This window comes from Pseudomonas sp. UV AK001 (genome assembly GCF_046097675.1).
Lineage (GTDB): Bacteria > Pseudomonadota > Gammaproteobacteria > Pseudomonadales > Pseudomonadaceae > Aquipseudomonas > Aquipseudomonas kribbensis.
The window spans coordinates 383,045-400,750 of record NZ_JBJUVZ010000002.1; the positions used below are offsets into that span (position 1 = coordinate 383,045).

Here is a 17,706-nt window from a genome sequence, read left to right on the forward strand (position 1 = left end):
ACGCCTATCAGGCCACTGATCGGTCTATAGGTTGTACGGGTTACCGGCAGAAGCTTTGAGTTTCTCAGCTAAACTCTGCGTTTTCGCCGACGATGCCGTTCCAGTCCTTCGTATTTAATGACCTTTGAGGTGCTTTTGGCGCCTCGACAAAATGTTGCGCGTGAACAAGCTGGGTGAAACACAGTCTGTTCTGCATCGAATATTTATTTGCCGGGGCGCCCCTGTGGCGCGTCGCTACCGTGAGATAGCCGTCCTCCATGTTTGGTTCCAACGACGACAAGAAGACCCCAGCTGCGGCTGGCGAGAAGAAAAGCCTGTTCGGATGGCTGCGCAAGAAACCGCAGGAGCCCGTCGTCGAACAGCCGACCGCCATTCCTGAGCCGGCCCCTGCGCCCGCTCCCGTAATAGAAGAAGCGCCGGCACCGGTTGTGCTGCCGATCGCCGAGCCGGTGCTGCAACCGGTGGCCGAGGCCGAGCCTGAAGCGCCGGCTGCCGCCGAATTGCCGCTGACTCCGGCCAGTGAGCCGTGGTTGACCTTGCCAGTGGCGGAGGAGCCGGTGGCGCTGGTTGAAGAGGCTGCGCCGCACGTTACGCCGCCGATTCCTGCGCCGGTTGCGTTCGCCCCCGAGCCGGTTGTAGTTGCGGCTCCTGTGGCTGAACCTGAACCTCTGATCGAGGCCGCGCCAGTTCTTGCCGAGCCTATTTCGGTTGCTCCAGTTGCCCCGGTTATCGAAATCCCCGAGCCTGCACCTGCACCTGCACCTGCACCTGCACCTGCACCTGCACCTGCACCTGCACCTGCACCGGTCGCCGTAGCGCCAGTCGCTCCTGTGGAAATCCAGGTTGAAACTCCGGTCGAGGCCCCGCGCACCGAAGAAACCAAGGCCGGCTTCTTCGCCCGCCTCAAGCAGGGCCTGTCCAAGACCAGCGCCAGCATCGGTGAAGGCATGGCCAGCCTGTTCCTCGGCAAGAAAGCCATCGATGACGATCTGCTCGACGATCTCGAAACCCGCCTGCTGACCGCCGACGTTGGCGTCGAAGCGACTTCGGTGATTATCCAGCGCCTGACCCAGAAGGTCGCGCGTAAAGAGCTGGCCGATTCCGACGCCCTGTACAAATCCCTGCAGGCCGAGCTGGCTGCAATGCTCAAACCGGTCGAGCAGCCGCTGAAGATCGTTTCGCAGAACAAGCCGTTCGTGATTCTGGTGGTTGGCGTCAACGGCGCCGGCAAGACCACCACCATCGGCAAACTGGCGAAGAAACTGCAGCTCGAAGGCAAGAAAGTCATGCTGGCCGCCGGTGACACCTTCCGTGCTGCGGCTGTGGAGCAGTTGCAGGTCTGGGGCGAGCGCAACAAGATTCCGGTGATCGCCCAGCACACGGGCGCGGATTCGGCTTCGGTGATCTTCGACGCCGTGCAGGCCGCCAAGGCCCGTGGCATCGACGTGCTGATCGCCGACACCGCCGGTCGTCTGCACACCAAAGACAACCTGATGGAAGAACTGAAAAAGGTTCGCCGGGTGATCGGCAAGCTCGACGCCGATGCGCCGCACGAAGTGCTGCTGGTGCTCGATGCCGGCACCGGCCAGAACGCCATCAACCAGGCCAAGCAATTCAACCAGACCGTCGAACTGACCGGCCTGGCGCTGACCAAGCTCGACGGCACCGCCAAGGGCGGGGTGATTTTCGCCCTGGCCAAGCAATTCGGCCTGCCGATCCGCTACATCGGCGTCGGTGAAGGCATCGACGATCTGCGTACTTTTGAAGCCGAACCCTTTGTCCAGGCACTGTTTGCCGAGCGGGAGCGTTCATGATTCGTTTCGAACAGGTCGGTAAGCGCTACCCGAACGGTCACGTCGGCTTGCATGAGCTGAGCTTTCGAGTCCGTCGCGGCGAGTTCCTGTTTGTCACCGGCCACTCCGGTGCCGGTAAATCCACATTGTTGCGCCTGTTGCTGGCGATGGAACGTCCGACCAGCGGCAAGCTGCTGCTGGCCGGGCAGGACCTGAGCACCATCAGCAATGCGCAGATTCCGTTCCTGCGCCGGCAGATCGGCGTGGTGTTCCAGAACCATCAACTGTTGTTCGATCGCACGGTGTTCAACAACGTCGCGCTGCCGTTGCAGATTCTCGGGCTGTCCAAGGTCGAGATCGCCAAGCGCGTCGATTCGGCGCTGGAGCGCGTGGCGCTGTCGGACAAGGCCGAGCTGTATCCGGGCGACCTGTCCACCGGTCAGCAACAGCGCGTCGGCATTGCCCGCGCCATCGTTCACCGTCCGGCCCTGCTGCTGGCGGACGAACCGACCGGTAACCTCGACCCGCGTCTGGCGGCCGAGATCATGGGCGTGTTCGAAGACATCAACCGTCTGGGCACCAGCGTGCTGATCGCCAGTCACGACCTGGCGCTGATCGCGCGCATGCGCCATCGCATGCTGACCCTGCAACGCGGCCGATTGATCGGCGACGGGGAGACCGGCGTATGAGTGCGACACGCAGTCCGAAGGTTTCCGAGCGCGTGGCCCCGAAGGCCGCCGACCCGCAACCGCCAAAGAAGAAAAAGCACGACGATGACGACGGCCCGGACTTCGCCACGTTGTTCCGTGCCTGGATCGAAAGCCATCGCGCCAGCTGGATCGACAGCCTGCGCCGTCTCGGCAAGCAGCCGATCGGCAGCTTCTTCACCTGCATGGTGATGGCGGTTGCGCTGAGTCTGCCGATGGGCCTTTCGCTGTTGCTGAGCAACGTCGAGCGTCTGGGCGGCTCGTGGCAGCGCGCGGCGCAGATTTCGCTGTACCTGGAGCTGGAGGCGACTCCGGCTCAGGGTGAAGCGTTGCGTGAACAGATCAAAGGCATGCCGGGCGTAGCTGATGCTGAATATGTCGGCCGCGATCAGGCGCTGGAAGAGTTCCAGCAGCAGTCGGGACTGGGCGAAGCCCTGCGCGAACTGCCGGAGAACCCGCTGCCGGGCGTGGTGCTGGTGACGCCGAACGAGGTCGACAAGTCGACCCTGGAAGCATTAAGACAAAAACTTTCCGAGCTGCCCAAGGTACAACAGGCGCAACTTGATCTAGTCTGGGTCGAGCGTCTGGCCGCCATCCTCAAGCTCGGTGACCGTTTCGTGTTCGGTCTGACGGTGTTGCTGGTTTCTGCATTACTTTTGGTGATAGGCAATACCATTCGTCTTCATATTGAAAACCGCCGCACCGAGATAGAAGTGATTAAACTCGTCGGCGGCACCGACAGTTATGTGCGTCGTCCCTTCCTTTATATGGGCGCGCTGTATGGCTTCGGTGCGGGGCTGCTGTCCTGGGGTGTTTTGGCGTTCGGCCTGAACTGGCTGAACGATGCGGTGGTCGGGCTGGCCGGCTTGTACGGCAGCGATTTCGCACTGGCCGGCGTGCCAGTTGCCGACGGTCTGTCGCTCTTGCTTGGCGCGGTGCTGTTGGGTTATATCGGTGCATGGATTGCAGTCGCACGTCATCTCAGGGAGCTGGCGCCGAAGTAGAATCTTTTTTTGCGCGTGATTGACCTTTCAGTGGTTAAGGAAACTTTCATTTGAGTTTCCGGTCAATTTTTCGCAATGCTGAAAAGCATGAGTATGTAAGTCGGAGGTTTTTCCGTATGTCCAATTCTTTGCAACCTGCGTATGCATTGGTTCCAGGCGCAAACCTGGAAGCCTACGTGCACACCGTCAACAGCATTCCATTGCTGACGCCGGAGCAGGAGCGTGAACTGGCCGAGAGTCTCTACTATGAGCAGGATCTGGGGGCGGCTCGGCAGATGGTGCTCGCCCACCTGCGGTTTGTCGTACACATCGCCCGTAGCTATTCCGGCTACGGTCTGGCTCAGGCTGACCTGATCCAGGAAGGTAACGTCGGCCTGATGAAGGCCGTGAAGCGTTTCAACCCGGAAATGGGCGTGCGTCTGGTGTCCTTCGCGGTGCACTGGATCAAGGCCGAGATTCACGAGTTCATCCTGCGCAACTGGCGGATCGTGAAAGTCGCGACCACCAAGGCCCAGCGCAAGCTGTTCTTCAACCTGCGCAGCCAGAAGAAACGTCTGGCCTGGCTGAACAACGAGGAAGTCCACCGTGTGGCGGAAAGCCTCGGCGTCGAGCCGCGTGAAGTGCGTGAGATGGAAAGTCGCCTGACCGGGCATGATATGGCCTTCGACCCGGCTGCCGAAGCCGACGATGACAGTGCTTTCCAGTCGCCGGCCAACTACCTGGAAGACCACCGGTACGACCCGGCGCGTCAGCTGGAAGATGCCGACTGGAGCGACAACTCCAATCACAACCTGCACGAAGCGCTGGAAGTGCTGGACGAACGCAGCCGCGACATCCTCTACCAGCGCTGGCTGGCAGAAGAGAAAGCCACGCTGCACGACCTGGCGCAGAAGTACAACGTGTCGGCCGAGCGGATCCGTCAGCTCGAGAAGAGCGCGATGAACAAGCTCAAGTTGTCGATTGCCGCGTAACCGGTGAACCGGCAATAAAAAACGCCCCGATCAGTGATGATCGGGGCGTTTTTGTATGCGCTTCAGAAACTCATTGGGCCCAGGGCGCGCGGCGTGAATCATCGAGTGTCAGCAAATAGCTGTCGCCACCCAACTGGCTCATCTGTTGGCGAATCCAGCCGGCCCGGCGCGAAACATAGGAAGTCGGGTGACTGGCGCTCCAGACCCGGGGATTGGGCAGCACGGCCGCCAGATAACTCGCCTGCTGGCGGGACAAAGACTTGGCGCTTACGCCAAAGTGATGCCGTGCCGCTGCTTCAGCGCCAAATACGCCGTCATCCCACTCGACGCTGTTCAGATATACCTCAAGAATCCGCTGCTTGGGCCAGAACACTTCGATCAGCGCAGTAAACCACGCCTCAAGACCTTTACGCAGATAGCTGCGGCCGGACCACAAAAACAGGTTTTTCGACACTTGCTGGCTCAGGGTGCTGGCGCCGCGAATCGAACCGCCGAGTTCGTTGTGGGCCAGTGCGGCCTTGATCGCACTCAGGTCAAAACCCCAATGTTCGGGGAATTTCTGGTCTTCGCCGGCAATCACCGCGACCTTCAGGTCATCGGAGATCTCGTCCCACGGCTTCCAGGTGCGTTGCATATCGATCGGCTCGCCGTCGACCCAGGATTCGATCTTGCGCTCGACCATCAGCGCCGTGCCCGGCGGCGGCACAAAGCGAAACACCAACACCAGCAATACGCTGCCGCCCGCGAACCAGAGCAGGGCCTTCGTGAAACGACGGAGAAATAAACGCAGCATAGAGATGGCTTGGCCGAACCGGTTGAGCGGGCCATTATACAGACCCTGCCGATCGAGTCTGAGTGGAGTTCTACATGCTGCGTAGCTTTCTGATGCTGGCTGCCTTCTTTGGTTTCACCGGTGTCGGCCTTGGCGCATTCGCCGCCCATGGCCTGAAAAACCGCCTGACCCCCGAGTACCTCGCGATCTTCCACACCGGCGTCACCTATCAACTGGTGCACGCGCTGGCGCTGTTCGGCGTGGCACTGCTGGCCACGCAGCTTCAGGGGCGTCTGGTCGCCTGGGCCGGCATCTCGTTCACCGTCGGTATCCTGCTGTTCTCCGGCAGTCTGTACCTGCTGACCACCATCGGCATCGGCAAGCTCGGCATCATCACCCCGTTCGGCGGCCTGGCGTTCCTGATCGGTTGGCTGTGCCTCGGACTCGCCGCCTGGCGCCTGCAGCCAACCGCTTGACGCTTGGTGCTGACCTTTAGGTCATGATCGGGCTAGAATGCCACCCCCTAAAAAGTGATGGCGGCGTTGCGCATGCGCATTCAGTTGAACGGTGAATCCTTTGAACTGCCCGACGGTGAAACCGTTGCGGCCCTGCTGACCCGTCTGGACCTGACCGGACGCCGCGTCGCGGTCGAACTCAATCTGGATATCGTCCCGCGCAGCCAGCACGCCGACACCACTTTGAATGACGGCGACAACGTCGAAGTGGTGCACGCCATCGGCGGCGGCTAGCCCCAAACACTGTGAAAACTGCTGCGCTCGGAAATACTGCGTTAAAAACAGGCTCGGAATGCTCATTTACAACCCGTAAACTCCGCTTCCTCGCCTGTTTTTGCCTTGTCTTTCCTTCGCTCGCGACGTTTTCACAGCGTTTGGCTATTAAGGAATTCTGCAAGACCCTCACCCCAACAGAGGACTTCCCATGAGCATCGTTCGTAGCGACAAGCCTTTCGTTCTGGCCGGTCGTACTTACCAGTCGCGTTTGCTGGTCGGTACCGGCAAGTACCGTGACATGGAAGAAACCCGCCTGGCCATCGAAGCCTCGGGTGCCGAGATCGTCACCTTCGCGGTGCGCCGCACCAACCTGGGCCAGATCGAAGGCGAGCCGAACCTGCTCGAAGTGCTGTCGCCGGATCGCTACACCTTCCTGCCGAACACCGCTGGCTGCTACGACGCGGTCGAAGCCGTGCGCACCTGCCGCCTGGCCCGTGAGCTGCTCGATGGCCACAACCTGGTGAAGCTGGAAGTGCTGGCCGACCAGAAAACCCTGTTCCCCAACGTGATCGAAACCCTCAAGGCCGCCGAAGTGCTGGTCAAGGAAGGCTTCGATGTGATGGTTTACACCAGTGATGACCCGATCATCGCCCGGCAGCTTGCGGAAATCGGCTGCATCGCGGTAATGCCGCTGGCCGGTCTGATCGGTTCGGGCCTGGGGATCTGCAACCCGTACAACCTGCAGATCATCCTCGAAGAAGCCAAGATCCCGGTGCTGGTGGATGCCGGTGTCGGTACCGCTTCCGACGCCACCATCTCCATGGAGCTGGGCTGTGACGCCGTGCTGATGAACTCGGCCATCGCCCACGCCCAGCAGCCGATCATGATGGCCGAAGCCATGAAACACGCGATCGTCGCGGGCCGCCTGGCCTACCTCGCCGGCCGCATGCCGAAAAAACTCTATGCCAGCGCCTCTTCGCCGCTGGATGGTCTGATCAAGTAAGAGCTATTGATGACTGAATCGAACGACACGCCAATCCAGACGGAAGAAGGCGACGAGCGCCAACACCGCCGCATCAAGAGTTTCGTGATGCGCGCCGGGCGCATGACCGAAGGCCAGCAGCGCGGCCTGGATCAGGGCGCGCCGAAGTTCGTCCTGCCGCTGGCCGATGCGCCGGTGGATTACGATCAGGTGTTCGGCCGTTCCGCGCCGCGTTCGCTGGAGATCGGTTTCGGCATGGGCCACTCGCTGCTGGAAATGGCAGCCGCTGCGCCGGAACAGGATTTCATCGGTGTCGAGGTTCACCGTCCGGGTGTCGGCGCGCTGCTCAACGGCGTACTGACTCAGGGCCTGACCAACCTGCGGGTCTACGATTGCGACGCGATTGAAGTGCTCAACCGCTGCATCGCCGACAACAGCCTCGATCGCCTGATGCTGTTCTTCCCGGATCCGTGGCACAAGAGCCGTCACCACAAGCGCCGCATCGTCCAGGCGTCCTTCGCTGAACTGGTGCGCAGCAAGCTGAAGGTTGGCGGCATTCTGCACATGGCCACCGACTGGGAACCGTATGCCGAATACATGCTGGAAGTGATGAACGTCGCGCCGGGCTATCGCAACCTCGCCGAAGACGGCAAGTGCGTGCCACGCCCGGCCGAACGCCCGATCACCAAGTTCGAACGCCGCGGCGAACGTCTTGGGCATGGCGTGTGGGATCTGAAGTTCGAGAAACTCGCTTAAGCCTTATGCAATAAAACTGTGGGAGCCAATGGCTCCCACAGTTGTTTTAGCAGTACTCGGTCATTACATCGTAGAAAGGAATTCCGCCGGTACCCGCTCTGTCAGCCAGACACCATTCTCGGCCTGATAGAACTTGAACCCCTGTTCCTGCATCCGCCACGCGGCGACCTGCAGAATCACGACCGTTCCGTAACGTTGCCCGACCGCCGAAGCCGTGGCGGTTTCCTGGGAAAGATGCACGTGATGACGTGATCCCGGGATCAATCCCTGTTCGTTGATCGAGTCCATGAAGCGCGTCGCGGTGCCGTGATAGAGCGTTTCCGGAGGCTGCTTTTCTTCGAACTGCAGCTCCACGCTTTTCGTCGAGTGGCCCTGTACGGCGCGAATCGACTGACCGTCTGGAGAGATCGAAAAGCGTTTCTTGTCACTGCTGGCCACGACGTTTTCGATCAGCGTGCGATCCAGCGTTCTGCCGTCCCGTGCCGCGCCATCGATCAAGGCGTCGATGTTCGCCCAGCCTTCAGAGTCCAGCGTCAGGCCAATCGCCTGTGGCTCATGACGCAGCACGAAGCTGAGAAATTTGCTTGTTTCGTCCAGCAGTTTCTTGCTCATGAACTTCCCTGTCTGTATTCAGCGTCGGTCGGCGACTACGCCGATCAAAACCAGCACCACCAACAACACCGGCGCCAGGCTGTAGTTGTTGAACTGGCTCAGCCCCTTCACCACCCACGGTGTGGCGTAGATCAGCGCCGCGCCGCTGCCGACCATGCACAACAGGGCCATCAGCGGGACGCGCAGGGCGCCGGCGATGCTGCCCAGGCGTTGCTCGACCCAGCCTTTGAAGTCGGCGCCGAACAGCACGAGCAGGCAGCCCACCAGGGCCAGCGCGATTTCCGAGAGGTTGCTGCGGCTCCAGCGGGAGACAGTGGCGAGCAGGTCGAGTATCAAATCCATGCGGTTTCCCCGGGAGCCATTCAGCTCAGAAATTTCTGCAGCAAATCGTTGAGAAAAAGTTGTCCGCGCTCGGTGGCCGCCAGACGTGACGGTTCGACCTGCAACAGACCGCTTTGTTCGGCCTCGCGCCGGTGTTCATCGAGGCTTTCCAGCGGCAGGCCGGTGCGCTCGGGATACAGGTGTGATTCGACACCGGCAGTCAGGCGCAGGGCGTTCATCAGGAACTCGAAGGGCATCTCGTCGTTGGTCAGGGCTTTCTCGCCGGCCTGGAAGCTTTTGGCCGGGTTGAGGTAGTCCTTCGGCAAGCGCGTCTTCCAGGTGCGTACGATGCGCCCGTCCGGATGGCTGAGCTTGCCGTGGGCGCCCGCGCCGATGCCGATGAAGTCGCCGAAACTCCAGTAGTTGAGGTTATGTCGCGCCGGGCGACCGGGTTGCGCATAGGCCGAAACCTCGTACTGCGCGTAACCGTGCTCGGCCAGTAGCGCTTGCCCGGCTTCCTGAATGTCCCACAACGTGTCGTCTTCCGGCAGCACTGGCGGCTGGTTCCAGAACACGGTGTTCGGCTCCAGTGTCAGCTGATACCAGGAAATGTGCGTCGGCTTCAGTTCGATGGCCTGGCGCAGATCGCTCAGGGCATCGTCCAGCGACTGGTCCGGCAAGCCGTGCATCAGGTCGAGGTTGAAGTTATCGAACCCGGCCTGGCGCGCCATGCCGGCGGCACGCACCGCTTCGTCGCCGTTATGGATGCGGCCGAGGGCCTTGAGCTTTTCCTGCTGGAAGCTCTGGATACCGATCGACAGGCGATTGATGCCCAGTTTGCGGTAGGCGACGAACTTCTCTTGCTCGAAGGTCCCGGGGTTGGCTTCCAGGGTGATTTCGATGTCCTCGGCAAACGGGATGCGTTGTTTGACGCCTTCCAGCAAGCGACCAAGGGCTTCGGCACTGAACAGGCTCGGCGTGCCGCCGCCAAAGAAGATCGAACTCAACTCACGGCCGTACACCGCGTGCAGATCCTGATCCAGGTCGGCGAGCAGCGCGTCGACATATTCCTGCTCCGGCAGCACCGGGCTGGCGGTGTGGGAGTTGAAGTCGCAATAAGGGCATTTGCGCACACACCACGGGATGTGGATGTACAGCGCCAGGGGCGGCAGCGTCGGCAACGGCGCCCGAGGCGAAGAGGCGGCGCCGCCGATGATCAGTGGCGACGCGGAGGAGCTATCGGTCATTTCAAGCCCAGACGCTGGCGCAGCAGATCCATTGCACGGGCGCGGTGACTGATCTGGTTCTTGTCGCTCGGGCTCAGTTCGGCGCTGGACACGTTACGCTCCGGCACCCAGAACAGCGGGTCGTAGCCGAAACCGTGCTCACCGCTGGCGGCGGTCAGGATGCGCCCGTGCCACAGACCTTCGCAAAGAATCGGCAGCGGATCGTCAGCGTGACGCACCAAGGCCAGCACGCAGACGAACTGCGCGCCGCGCTCGGCTTCAGGCACATCCTTCAGGGCGTCGAGCAGTTTGGCGTTGTTCGCCGCGTCGCCCTTGCCATCGGCATAGCGCGCCGAGTAGATGCCCGGCGCACCGCCGAGGAAGTCCACCGCCAGACCCGAATCGTCGGCCAGCGCCGGCAGCCCGGAAATGCGCGCGGCGTTGCGGGCCTTGAGGATCGCGTTCTCGACGAACGACAGACCGGTTTCTTCCGGCTCCACGCTGCTGAACTCGCCGATCGAGCGCAATTGCACCGATTCGCCGAGCATGGCCTGGAGTTCCTTGAGTTTGCCGGCGTTATGGCTGGCCAGTACGAGTTGCTTGAGGTTCATCATTCGCCGGGGAAAAGCTCTTGGTTGAAATTGATGGTGTTGATCTTGTCACCGTTCTGCACCTTGATTTCAAAGGTGCGGGTTTCCTGCTGTTCCACCGGGTACTGGGCGATGTAATAGATCGCGCCCTGTTCGGTAACCTGGCGGAAATTCAGGGTCACGGTCTGGCTGGTCAGATCTTTCACCGTGCCGGTGACATTAGCGATCAATGGCTTGCCGTCCTTGATCACCGAGACATTGATCACGCCCTGATTCTTGCTGCGGATCAGTTCGGCAGCCTTGGCGATGTCCGGTTGCAGGTAGGTCGAGTTGAAAGTGTTGTAGTGCACCGTCACGTCGCCGAAGGTTTCCTGGCGCTCGCTCTTGATGGCATCGGCTGCCACGGCCGACAGGCTCAGGCAGGCGGCCAGCAGCGTGGTAATCAGGCGTCCCATGTTCGTTCTCCTCGCAATGTCGTGGTTCAGACCGCGATTTTGTGATCCTGCAGCCCCGGGCTGCTGACGCGGTAGATACCGATCTCACCTAACAGATTAGGCCATAGCTTACTGGCCCACCCGTGGCGGTGCTGTTGATCCACGGCAAGCCGATCAATGACCTTCGCCTCACGTTCGCGACAAAGTTCTTCAAAGTCTTCGAAGGTGCAGAAGTGAATGTTCGGCGTGTTGTACCAGGTGTACGGCAGGAACTCGGACACCGGCATCCGGCCCTTGCTCGCCAGATACCAGCGGCAGCGCCAGTGGCCGAAGTTGGGGAAGGTGATGATGCACTGGCGACCGACCCGCAGCATTTCGTCGAGGATCTTGTCCGGGTAGTGCACGGCCTGCAGGGCCTGGGTCATCACGACCACGTCGAAGCTGTTGCTGGCGAAGTTGCCCAGGCCCTTGTCCAGGTCCTGTTCGATGACGTTGATGCCCTTGGCCACGCACTCGGCGATGTTGTCCGGGTCGTTTTCCAGGCCATAACCGGTGACCTGCTTGTGGTCGCGCAGCCAGGTCAGCAACTCGCCGTCACCGCAACCGAGGTCGAGCACGCGGCTGCCGGCGGGGATCCATTCCTGGATGATTTCCAGATCAGCTCTCATGGCTTGTTCACACCGTAATTCGGTTCATGTAATTGCCGAACGCCTGCAAATAACGCGGGATCGGAATCAGGAAGGCGTCGTGGCCCTGGGGCGCGTCGATTTCCAGGTAGCTGACGTCCTTGCGTGCAGCCATCAGCGCGTCCACCAGTTCCCGAGAGCGGGCCGGGGAGAAGCGCCAGTCGGTGGTGAACGACATCACACAGAACTTGGCTTTGGCACCTTCGAAGGTTTTCGCCAGGTTATCGTCGAAGTTCGCCGCCGGATCGAAGTAGTCCAGCGCCTTGGTCATCAACAGATAGGTGTTGGCATCGAAGCGCCCGGAGAACTCTTCACCCTGATAGCGCAGGTAGCTTTCGACCTGGAACTCGACGCTATGGAAGTCGTAGTTGAGCTTTTCGCTCTTCAGGCCACGACCGAATTTCTCGCCCATGGAGTCGTCGGACAGGTAGGTGATGTGCCCGACCATCCGCGCCAGCATCAGACCGCGCTTGGGAATCACGCCTTGTTCCTGGAACGAGCCGCCGTGGAATTCCGGATCGGTGAGAATCGCCTGACGCGCCACTTCGTTGAAGGCAATGTTCTGCGCCGACAGCTTGGGGGCCGAGGCGATGGCCAGGCAGTGGCGCACGCGATCCGGATAGGTGATGGTCCATTGCAGCGCCTGCATGCCGCCGAGGCTGCCGCCGATTACCGCCGCCCACTGGCCGATGCCGAGCAGGTCGGCCAGGCGTGCCTGGCTGTGCACCCAGTCTTCCACGGTCAGCACCGGGAAATCGGCGCCGAACGGCTTGCCGGTGTCCGGGTTGAGGCTGCTCGGGCCGGTGGAGCCGTTACAGCCGCCGAGGTTGTTCAGGCTGACCACGAAGAACTTGTTGGTGTCGATCGGTTTGCCGGGGCCGATGCAGCTGTCCCACCAACCGGGCTTGCGGTCGTCGACGCTGTGATAACCGGCGGCATGGTGGTGGCCGGACAAGGCGTGGCAGATCAACACGGCGTTGCTCGCTTGTGCGTTCAGCGTGCCGTAGGTTTCGTAGATCAGGTCATAAGCGGCCAGCGACCGGCCGCAGGCCAGGGCCAGCGGTTCGCTGAAGTGCGCCGTTTGCGGCGTCACCAGACCAACAGAATCGGGGGGAAAGGCAGCTGGCATCGACCCTGCTCTCGTTGAAATGAGGCGTAAGTCTAAAGACCGCTGCCCCCAGCGGCAAGCAACGATCAGGCCTGATTTGTGCTCGTTCCCACGCGGAGCGTGGGAACGATCAAGGAAGAGCTAAACCGGGCAAATCCGGCAACTTCTTCGGTGAGCAAATCTTCACCCGCTTCTGCCGGTTCAACTCACCACTGAGCAAACTGACCTGACTCTTGGAAACCCCAAAAGCCTTGGCCAGAAACCCCATCAGATAGGCATTGGCCTTGCCTTCGACCGGCGGCGCGGTCAGGCGGATCTTCAGGCGGTCGCCATGCAGCCCGGCGAAGTCATCGCTGCGGGCTGCCGGTTGCAGGTGACACTCGAGGATCAAGTCGTCACCGTCCCAACGGAACCAGCTCACATCAACAGGCGCAGGATTTCCGGCATCATCGTCATCGCCGCGAGGTTGTTGATCACCAGCATGTCGATCAGCTTCAGCGCGAGGAAGGCGAAGATCGGCGACAGGTCGAGACCGCCCATGCTCGGCAGGAAGCGGCGGAACGGTGCCAGGGCCGGTTCGCAGATCTGGTTCACCAGTTCGGCGCCCGGGTTATGGCTGCCCGGGGCGACCCACGACAGGATGACGCTGATGATCAGGGCGAAGAAGAAAATCTTCAGGAACAGCGCGGTCACGCCAATGATCGACCAGATGAACAGTTGCAGCGGGTTGCCGGTGGTGCCGTAGGTCAGCAGCAGGGTCAGTGCCATCAGTGCCAGTTGCACGAGGATTGCCAGTACCAGCGACGACATGTCGAGGCCGAACAGGCTCGGGATGATCCGGCGCAGTGGCTTGAGCAGCGGCTGAGTGGCCTTGACCACGAATTGGCACAGCGGGTTGTAGAAGTTCGCCCGTACCAGTTGCAGGACGAAGCGCAGCAGCACGATCAGCAGGTACAGGCTGCCGAGGGTTTGCAGCACGTAGACCGCTGCGGTGTTCAATCCAATCATGTAAGGCTCCTTATTTGCCCAGTTGTTCGGCCATCTCGGCCGAGCGGTGCGCGGCGGCGCCGAGTGCTTTTTCCACCAGGGCTTCGAAGCCGCCGGACTGGAACGATTTGATCGCAGCTTCAGTGGTGCCCGCTGGTGAGGTCACGCGGCGGCGCAGTTCGGCGGCGTCGACGTCGCTGGAAACCGCCATGTGCGCGGCGCCCAGCGCGGTTTGCAGGGTCAGTTGCTCGGCGGTTTCCTTCGGCAGGCCGAGTTTGACGCCGGCGGCGGTCATGGCTTCGATCAGCAGGAAGAAGTAGGCCGGGCCGGAACCGGAGACGGCAGTGACTGCGTCCAGTTGCTGCTCTTCGTTCAGCCACAGGGCGATGCCCACGGCGGACAGCAGCTCTTCAGCCTGCTGGCGCTGTTCGGCGCTGACGTCGCCGATGGCATACAGACCGCTCACGCCCTGACGCAGCAGCGCCGGGGTGTTGGGCATGCAGCGTACGATCGGCTGCTCGCCAAGCCATGCAGTCATGCTGGCGCAGGTGATGCCGGCGGCAATGGACACCACCAGTTGATTCGGTTTCAGGCTTGGGCGGATGGCTTCGCACACGGCCTTCATGGCCTGCGGCTTGACCGCCAGTACCACTACGTCCGCGCCGTCGATGGCCTGGGCGTTGTCGGCGAAGGTTTCGATACCGTGCTCGGCGCTGACCCGGTTGCGGGTCTCTTCGCCCGGATCACTGGCGCGGATGTGTGCGGCTTCCAGACCCTTGGCCCGCAGGCCGCCGATCAGGCTGGCGGCCATGTTGCCGGCACCGATAAAGGCAATACGCGTGTTGCTCATGTCAGGTCCTTATCTGGAAATCATCAAGATTGGGAGTAGTCGCGAGCGCCAAACAGGGCCGTACCGATACGGACCCAGGTGGCGCCCTGGGCAATGGCCGACTCGAGGTCGTGGCTCATGCCCATGGAAAGTGTGTCGAGCGGCAGATCGAGGCCGGCCTGCAATGTCTGGACGGCGGCGAATGCGGCATCCTGCTCGGCGCGATCTTCGGTCGGCTCGGGAATCGCCATCAGCCCGCGCAACTTCAAGCGCGGCAGGGCGCTGATCGCCTGGGCCAGGGCCGGCAGGTCGGCCGGGGTGCAGCCGGATTTGCTGGCCTCACCGCTGACATTGACCTGAATGCAGATATTCAGTGGCGGCAGATCCGCCGGGCGTTGTTCGGACAGACGTTGGGCGATTTTCAGGCGATCCACGGAGTGCACCCAGGCGAAGTGCTCGGCAATCGAGCGGGTCTTGTTCGACTGAATGGGGCCGATGAAGTGCCAGATCAAGGGCAGGTCGGCCAGTTCGAGCTGTTTGCCCAAGGCTTCCTGCAGATAGTTCTCGCCAAAGTCGCGCAGGCCGGCGGCGTACGCTTCGCGCAGGGCTTCGGCGGGTTTGGTCTTGCTCACGGCCAGCAGCTGGACGCTGTTTTCGTCGCGGCCAGCGGCTTTGACGGCTGCCTTAATGCGCGAACTAACCTGGAGAATGTTGTCTGCTATCGTGGACATCAAGAGGCGCCAGCGGTCTGAAGGTTCGCGGCATTCTACTGGAATTGAGGGACGCTATGGATATCACTGAACTGCTGGCCTTCAGCGCCAAACAGGGCGCTTCCGACCTGCACCTGTCGGCCGGACTGCCGCCGATGATCCGCGTGGATGGCGATGTGCGGCGGATCAATCTGCCGGCGCTGGATCACAAACAGGTGCACGAGTTGATCTACGACATCATGAACGACACCCAGCGGGTGGAGTTCGAGAAACATCTGGAAACCGACTTTTCCTTCGAAGTGCCGGGCGTGGCGCGGTTTCGGGTCAATGCCTTCAACCAGAACCGTGGCGCCGGCGCCGTGTTCCGCACCATCCCGTCGAAAGTGCTGAGCATGGAAGACCTCGCCATGGGTGACGTCTTTCGCAAGATCACCGACGCCCCGCGCGGGCTGGTGCTGGTGACCGGGCCGACCGGCTCCGGCAAGTCCACCACCCTGGCGGCGATGATCGATTACCTCAACACCCACCGTCATCACCACATCCTGACCATCGAAGACCCCATCGAATTCGTCCACGAATCGCGCAAATGCCTGATCAATCAGCGTGAAGTCCACCGCGATACCCGCAGTTTCGCCACGGCATTGCGCTCGGCGCTGCGGGAAGACCCGGACGTGATCCTGGTGGGCGAGATGCGCGACCTGGAAACCATCCGCCTGGCGCTGACCGCTGCGGAAACCGGGCATCTGGTGTTCGGCACGCTGCACACCACGTCGGCGGCCAAAACCATCGACCGGGTGGTGGACGTGTTTCCGGGGGACGAGAAGTCCATGGTGCGCTCGATGTTGTCCGAGTCGTTGCTGGCCGTAGTCTCGCAGACGCTGATCAAGAAGATCGGCGGCGGCCGGGTGGCGGCCCACGAGATCATGCTGGGCACGTCGGCGATCCGGAACCTGATCCGCGAGGACAAGGTGGCGCAGATGTATTCGGCGATTCAGACCGGCGGGTCGCTGGGGATGCAGACACTCGACATGTGCCTGAAGGATCTGGTGACCAAGGGCCTGATCAGTCGCGAACACGCGCGGGAGAAGGCGCGGACGCCGGATAATTTCTAGTGGTGAAAAAAAACGCAGCCCGAGGGCTGCGTTTTTTGTGATCTGCAAGGATCAGCGCTGTACGACGCGCATCTGCTTGCCGCCCGGTTCTTTCGGCAGCACGCGCTTGGCAACCACGTAATGCTGTTCCCAATACGGCTTGTTCAGCGTATCGATGCTCACTGCTTTGCCACGGCGCGGTGCGTGGATGAAGCGGTCGTTGCCCAGGTAGATGGCAACGTGATTGACCCGACGGCTCTTGATGTTGAAGAAAATCAGGTCGCCAGGCTTGAGATCCTTGCGCTCGACTTTCTCGCCATGACCGCTGGCCATGGCATTCGAGGTGCGCGGCAGGTCGAAAGTCGCGTCGTTGAACGCGTATTTCACCAGGCCGCTGCAGTCGAAGCCTTTACTCGGGCTGCTGCCGCCCCAACGGTAAGGTGTACCGAGGACGTTCACCGCGCGACTGAGGACGTTGCTGCTTTCCTTGGTTGCCATCGGTGGAACCAGCTTGCCGTGACTCTTGCTGGCGAGCGTGGTGTGTTTCGTTTGCTTGCCTTTGTTCGAGGGAGCAGAGGCATGGGATTTGGGAGTGAAGCCGTTGACGTTGGGAAGACGTTGCTCACGATTGGTGGCGTGGGCGGCCAGTGGCATTAATAGGCAAATAGTTAGCCATGTCTTGAAAAATGGACGCATTAGGCAGGGCTCTTATGTGTTAGCGCGCAACTTTATAACAGCTTTTTTGTCCCTTCCGAGGCCGTTGGTCGATTCAAAAGGCGGGCAACGGAACCAAACAAGCGGCAAATAGACGCAATTGTCGGACAGAAGTCAGGTGCTATAAGGCTTTGACGGACCACAAGGTAGCATTTGCCGTACGTCGGGTACCTGTAAAAAAGTCACAAAGAATTAAAGAAAATTTATCTATCGCGTGAATCGAGGTCTTCATGAACCGCTATCAACTGCCACAAGTGAAGGAAAAGGACACCCATAGCAAGGTGATCGGTTACCTGTTGTGGATCTTCGGTTTTACCGGGTCGCACCGTTTCTATTACGGCAAGCCGGTGACCGGCACGATCTGGTTTTTCACCTTCGGCCTGCTGGGAATTGGCTGGCTGATCGACGTGTTCCTGATCCCGGCGATGGACCGGGAAGCGGACCTGCGCTTTGCGGCGGGGCCGATCGAATACAACGTGGCGTGGATTCTGCTGACATTTCTCGGCGCGTTCGGCGTGCACCGGATGTATCAGGGCAAGTGGATCACAGGTTTGCTGTACCTGCTGACCGGCGGGTTGTTCTTTCTGGGGGTGCTGTATGACTTCTGGACGCTGAACGATCAGGTGTCGGTGCGTAATGCCGAAGGGCGGGGCGCCTTCCAATAAAGCTTCGCGAGCAAGCT

At 61.0% G+C, this 17,706-nt stretch carries 24 protein-coding genes; 10 read left to right on the top strand and 14 right to left on the bottom strand.

Annotation, left to right across the window (positions count from 1 at the left end; translation table 11 throughout):
• Positions 1-64 precede the first annotated feature (64 nt).
• Complete coding sequence (locus ACKLNA_RS09785) at positions 65-259, bottom strand: hypothetical protein (protein WP_085611983.1); 195 nt, start codon at positions 257-259, stop codon at positions 65-67.
• Between ACKLNA_RS09785 and ftsY the strand changes: the two genes are divergently transcribed.
• From ftsY to rpoH, 4 genes are all read left to right on the top strand, one after another.
• Positions 258-1,814: a signal recognition particle-docking protein FtsY gene (gene ftsY, locus ACKLNA_RS09790; RefSeq protein WP_408985741.1), complete on the top strand. Its 1,557-nt coding sequence runs from the start codon at positions 258-260 to the stop codon at positions 1,812-1,814. The two genes, ACKLNA_RS09785 and ftsY, sit on opposite strands and share 2 nt — an antisense overlap.
• Positions 1,811-2,482, top strand: a complete 672-nt coding sequence (gene ftsE, locus ACKLNA_RS09795; RefSeq protein ID WP_408985742.1) for a cell division ATP-binding protein FtsE — start codon at positions 1,811-1,813, stop codon at positions 2,480-2,482. Before ftsY ends, ftsE begins: the two co-directional genes overlap by 4 nt.
• Positions 2,479-3,504 carry a permease-like cell division protein FtsX gene (ftsX, locus tag ACKLNA_RS09800; RefSeq protein WP_408985743.1) on the top strand — a complete coding sequence of 342 codons (1,026 nt, stop codon included), beginning with the start codon at positions 2,479-2,481 and terminating at the stop codon, positions 3,502-3,504. The genes ftsE and ftsX overlap by 4 nt, the downstream gene beginning before the upstream one ends.
• A 116-nt stretch (positions 3,505-3,620) precedes the next feature.
• Positions 3,621-4,475 (top strand): RNA polymerase sigma factor RpoH, encoded by an 855-nt coding sequence (rpoH, locus tag ACKLNA_RS09805; RefSeq protein ID WP_007953393.1) that lies wholly within the window; start codon positions 3,621-3,623, stop codon positions 4,473-4,475.
• Between the two features lie 70 nt (positions 4,476-4,545).
• Here the strand turns inward: rpoH and mtgA are convergent, their stop codons facing one another.
• Positions 4,546-5,268 (bottom strand): monofunctional biosynthetic peptidoglycan transglycosylase, encoded by a 723-nt coding sequence (gene mtgA / locus ACKLNA_RS09810; RefSeq protein ID WP_408985744.1) that lies wholly within the window; start codon positions 5,266-5,268, stop codon positions 4,546-4,548.
• 74 nt (positions 5,269-5,342) lie between these two features.
• Between mtgA and ACKLNA_RS09815 the strand changes: the two genes are divergently transcribed.
• From ACKLNA_RS09815 to trmB, 4 genes are all read left to right on the top strand, one after another.
• Positions 5,343-5,723 (top strand): DUF423 domain-containing protein, encoded by a 381-nt coding sequence (locus tag ACKLNA_RS09815; RefSeq protein ID WP_179693392.1) that lies wholly within the window; start codon positions 5,343-5,345, stop codon positions 5,721-5,723.
• 72 nt (positions 5,724-5,795) lie between these two features.
• Entirely contained in the window at positions 5,796-5,996 is a 201-nt protein-coding gene (thiS, locus tag ACKLNA_RS09820; RefSeq protein ID WP_007953386.1) for a sulfur carrier protein ThiS, read from the top strand.
• Positions 5,997-6,186: 190 nt separating this feature from the next.
• Positions 6,187-6,981 (top strand): thiazole synthase, encoded by a 795-nt coding sequence (locus ACKLNA_RS09825; protein WP_007953385.1) that lies wholly within the window; start codon positions 6,187-6,189, stop codon positions 6,979-6,981.
• Positions 6,982-6,990: 9 nt separating this feature from the next.
• Entirely contained in the window at positions 6,991-7,716 is a 726-nt protein-coding gene (trmB, locus tag ACKLNA_RS09830; RefSeq protein ID WP_085646976.1) for a tRNA (guanosine(46)-N7)-methyltransferase TrmB, read from the top strand.
• 63 nt (positions 7,717-7,779) lie between these two features.
• Here trmB and ACKLNA_RS09835 read toward each other — a convergent pair whose 3' ends face one another.
• From ACKLNA_RS09835 to ACKLNA_RS09885, 11 genes are all read right to left on the bottom strand, one after another.
• Positions 7,780-8,328, bottom strand: a complete 549-nt coding sequence (locus ACKLNA_RS09835) for an RNA 2'-phosphotransferase (protein ID WP_408985745.1) — start codon at positions 8,326-8,328, stop codon at positions 7,780-7,782.
• A gap of 18 nt (positions 8,329-8,346) precedes the next feature.
• Entirely contained in the window at positions 8,347-8,670 is a 324-nt protein-coding gene (locus tag ACKLNA_RS09840) for a DUF3392 domain-containing protein (protein ID WP_085709063.1), read from the bottom strand.
• A 20-nt stretch (positions 8,671-8,690) separates the two neighbouring features.
• Positions 8,691-9,896: a radical SAM family heme chaperone HemW gene (gene hemW / locus ACKLNA_RS09845; protein ID WP_408985746.1), complete on the bottom strand. Its 1,206-nt coding sequence runs from the start codon at positions 9,894-9,896 to the stop codon at positions 8,691-8,693.
• Positions 9,893-10,489, bottom strand: a complete 597-nt coding sequence (gene rdgB / locus ACKLNA_RS09850) for an RdgB/HAM1 family non-canonical purine NTP pyrophosphatase (RefSeq protein ID WP_085709065.1) — start codon at positions 10,487-10,489, stop codon at positions 9,893-9,895. Before rdgB ends, hemW begins: the two co-directional genes overlap by 4 nt.
• Positions 10,486-10,920 carry a DUF4426 domain-containing protein gene (locus ACKLNA_RS09855; RefSeq protein WP_085580861.1) on the bottom strand — a complete coding sequence of 145 codons (435 nt, stop codon included), beginning with the start codon at positions 10,918-10,920 and terminating at the stop codon, positions 10,486-10,488. Before ACKLNA_RS09855 ends, rdgB begins: the two co-directional genes overlap by 4 nt.
• A 26-nt stretch (positions 10,921-10,946) precedes the next feature.
• The gene (gene metW, locus ACKLNA_RS09860) at positions 10,947-11,567 is read right to left on the bottom strand and encodes a methionine biosynthesis protein MetW (RefSeq protein WP_085709067.1); all 621 of its coding nucleotides are present in this window, start codon (positions 11,565-11,567) and stop codon (positions 10,947-10,949) included.
• A gap of 7 nt (positions 11,568-11,574) precedes the next feature.
• Entirely contained in the window at positions 11,575-12,714 is a 1,140-nt protein-coding gene (locus ACKLNA_RS09865; RefSeq protein ID WP_085731566.1) for a homoserine O-acetyltransferase, read from the bottom strand.
• A 109-nt stretch (positions 12,715-12,823) separates the two neighbouring features.
• A complete protein-coding gene (locus ACKLNA_RS09870) occupies positions 12,824-13,114 on the bottom strand; it encodes a DUF167 domain-containing protein (protein WP_134828400.1) in 291 nt (96 codons plus the stop codon).
• A complete protein-coding gene (locus tag ACKLNA_RS09875; protein ID WP_085709070.1) occupies positions 13,111-13,701 on the bottom strand; it encodes a YggT family protein in 591 nt (196 codons plus the stop codon). Before ACKLNA_RS09875 ends, ACKLNA_RS09870 begins: the two co-directional genes overlap by 4 nt.
• Positions 13,702-13,711: 10 nt before the next feature.
• Positions 13,712-14,530, bottom strand: coding sequence for a pyrroline-5-carboxylate reductase (proC, locus tag ACKLNA_RS09880; protein WP_408985747.1), 819 nt, complete (start codon positions 14,528-14,530; stop codon positions 13,712-13,714).
• Between the two features lie 23 nt (positions 14,531-14,553).
• A complete protein-coding gene (locus ACKLNA_RS09885) occupies positions 14,554-15,240 on the bottom strand; it encodes a YggS family pyridoxal phosphate-dependent enzyme (protein ID WP_408985748.1) in 687 nt (228 codons plus the stop codon).
• A 56-nt stretch (positions 15,241-15,296) separates the two neighbouring features.
• Here ACKLNA_RS09885 and ACKLNA_RS09890 point away from each other — a divergent pair, with 56 nt between their 5' ends.
• Complete coding sequence (locus tag ACKLNA_RS09890; RefSeq protein ID WP_114886090.1) at positions 15,297-16,331, top strand: type IV pilus twitching motility protein PilT; 1,035 nt, start codon at positions 15,297-15,299, stop codon at positions 16,329-16,331.
• 51 nt (positions 16,332-16,382) lie between these two features.
• Here the strand turns inward: ACKLNA_RS09890 and ACKLNA_RS09895 are convergent, their stop codons facing one another.
• Positions 16,383-17,006: a C40 family peptidase gene (locus ACKLNA_RS09895; RefSeq protein WP_408985749.1), complete on the bottom strand. Its 624-nt coding sequence runs from the start codon at positions 17,004-17,006 to the stop codon at positions 16,383-16,385.
• A 248-nt stretch (positions 17,007-17,254) separates the two neighbouring features.
• Between ACKLNA_RS09895 and ACKLNA_RS09900 the strand changes: the two genes are divergently transcribed.
• Positions 17,255-17,689 carry a TM2 domain-containing protein gene (locus ACKLNA_RS09900; RefSeq protein ID WP_085709075.1) on the top strand — a complete coding sequence of 145 codons (435 nt, stop codon included), beginning with the start codon at positions 17,255-17,257 and terminating at the stop codon, positions 17,687-17,689.
• Positions 17,690-17,706: the final 17 nt, after the last annotated feature.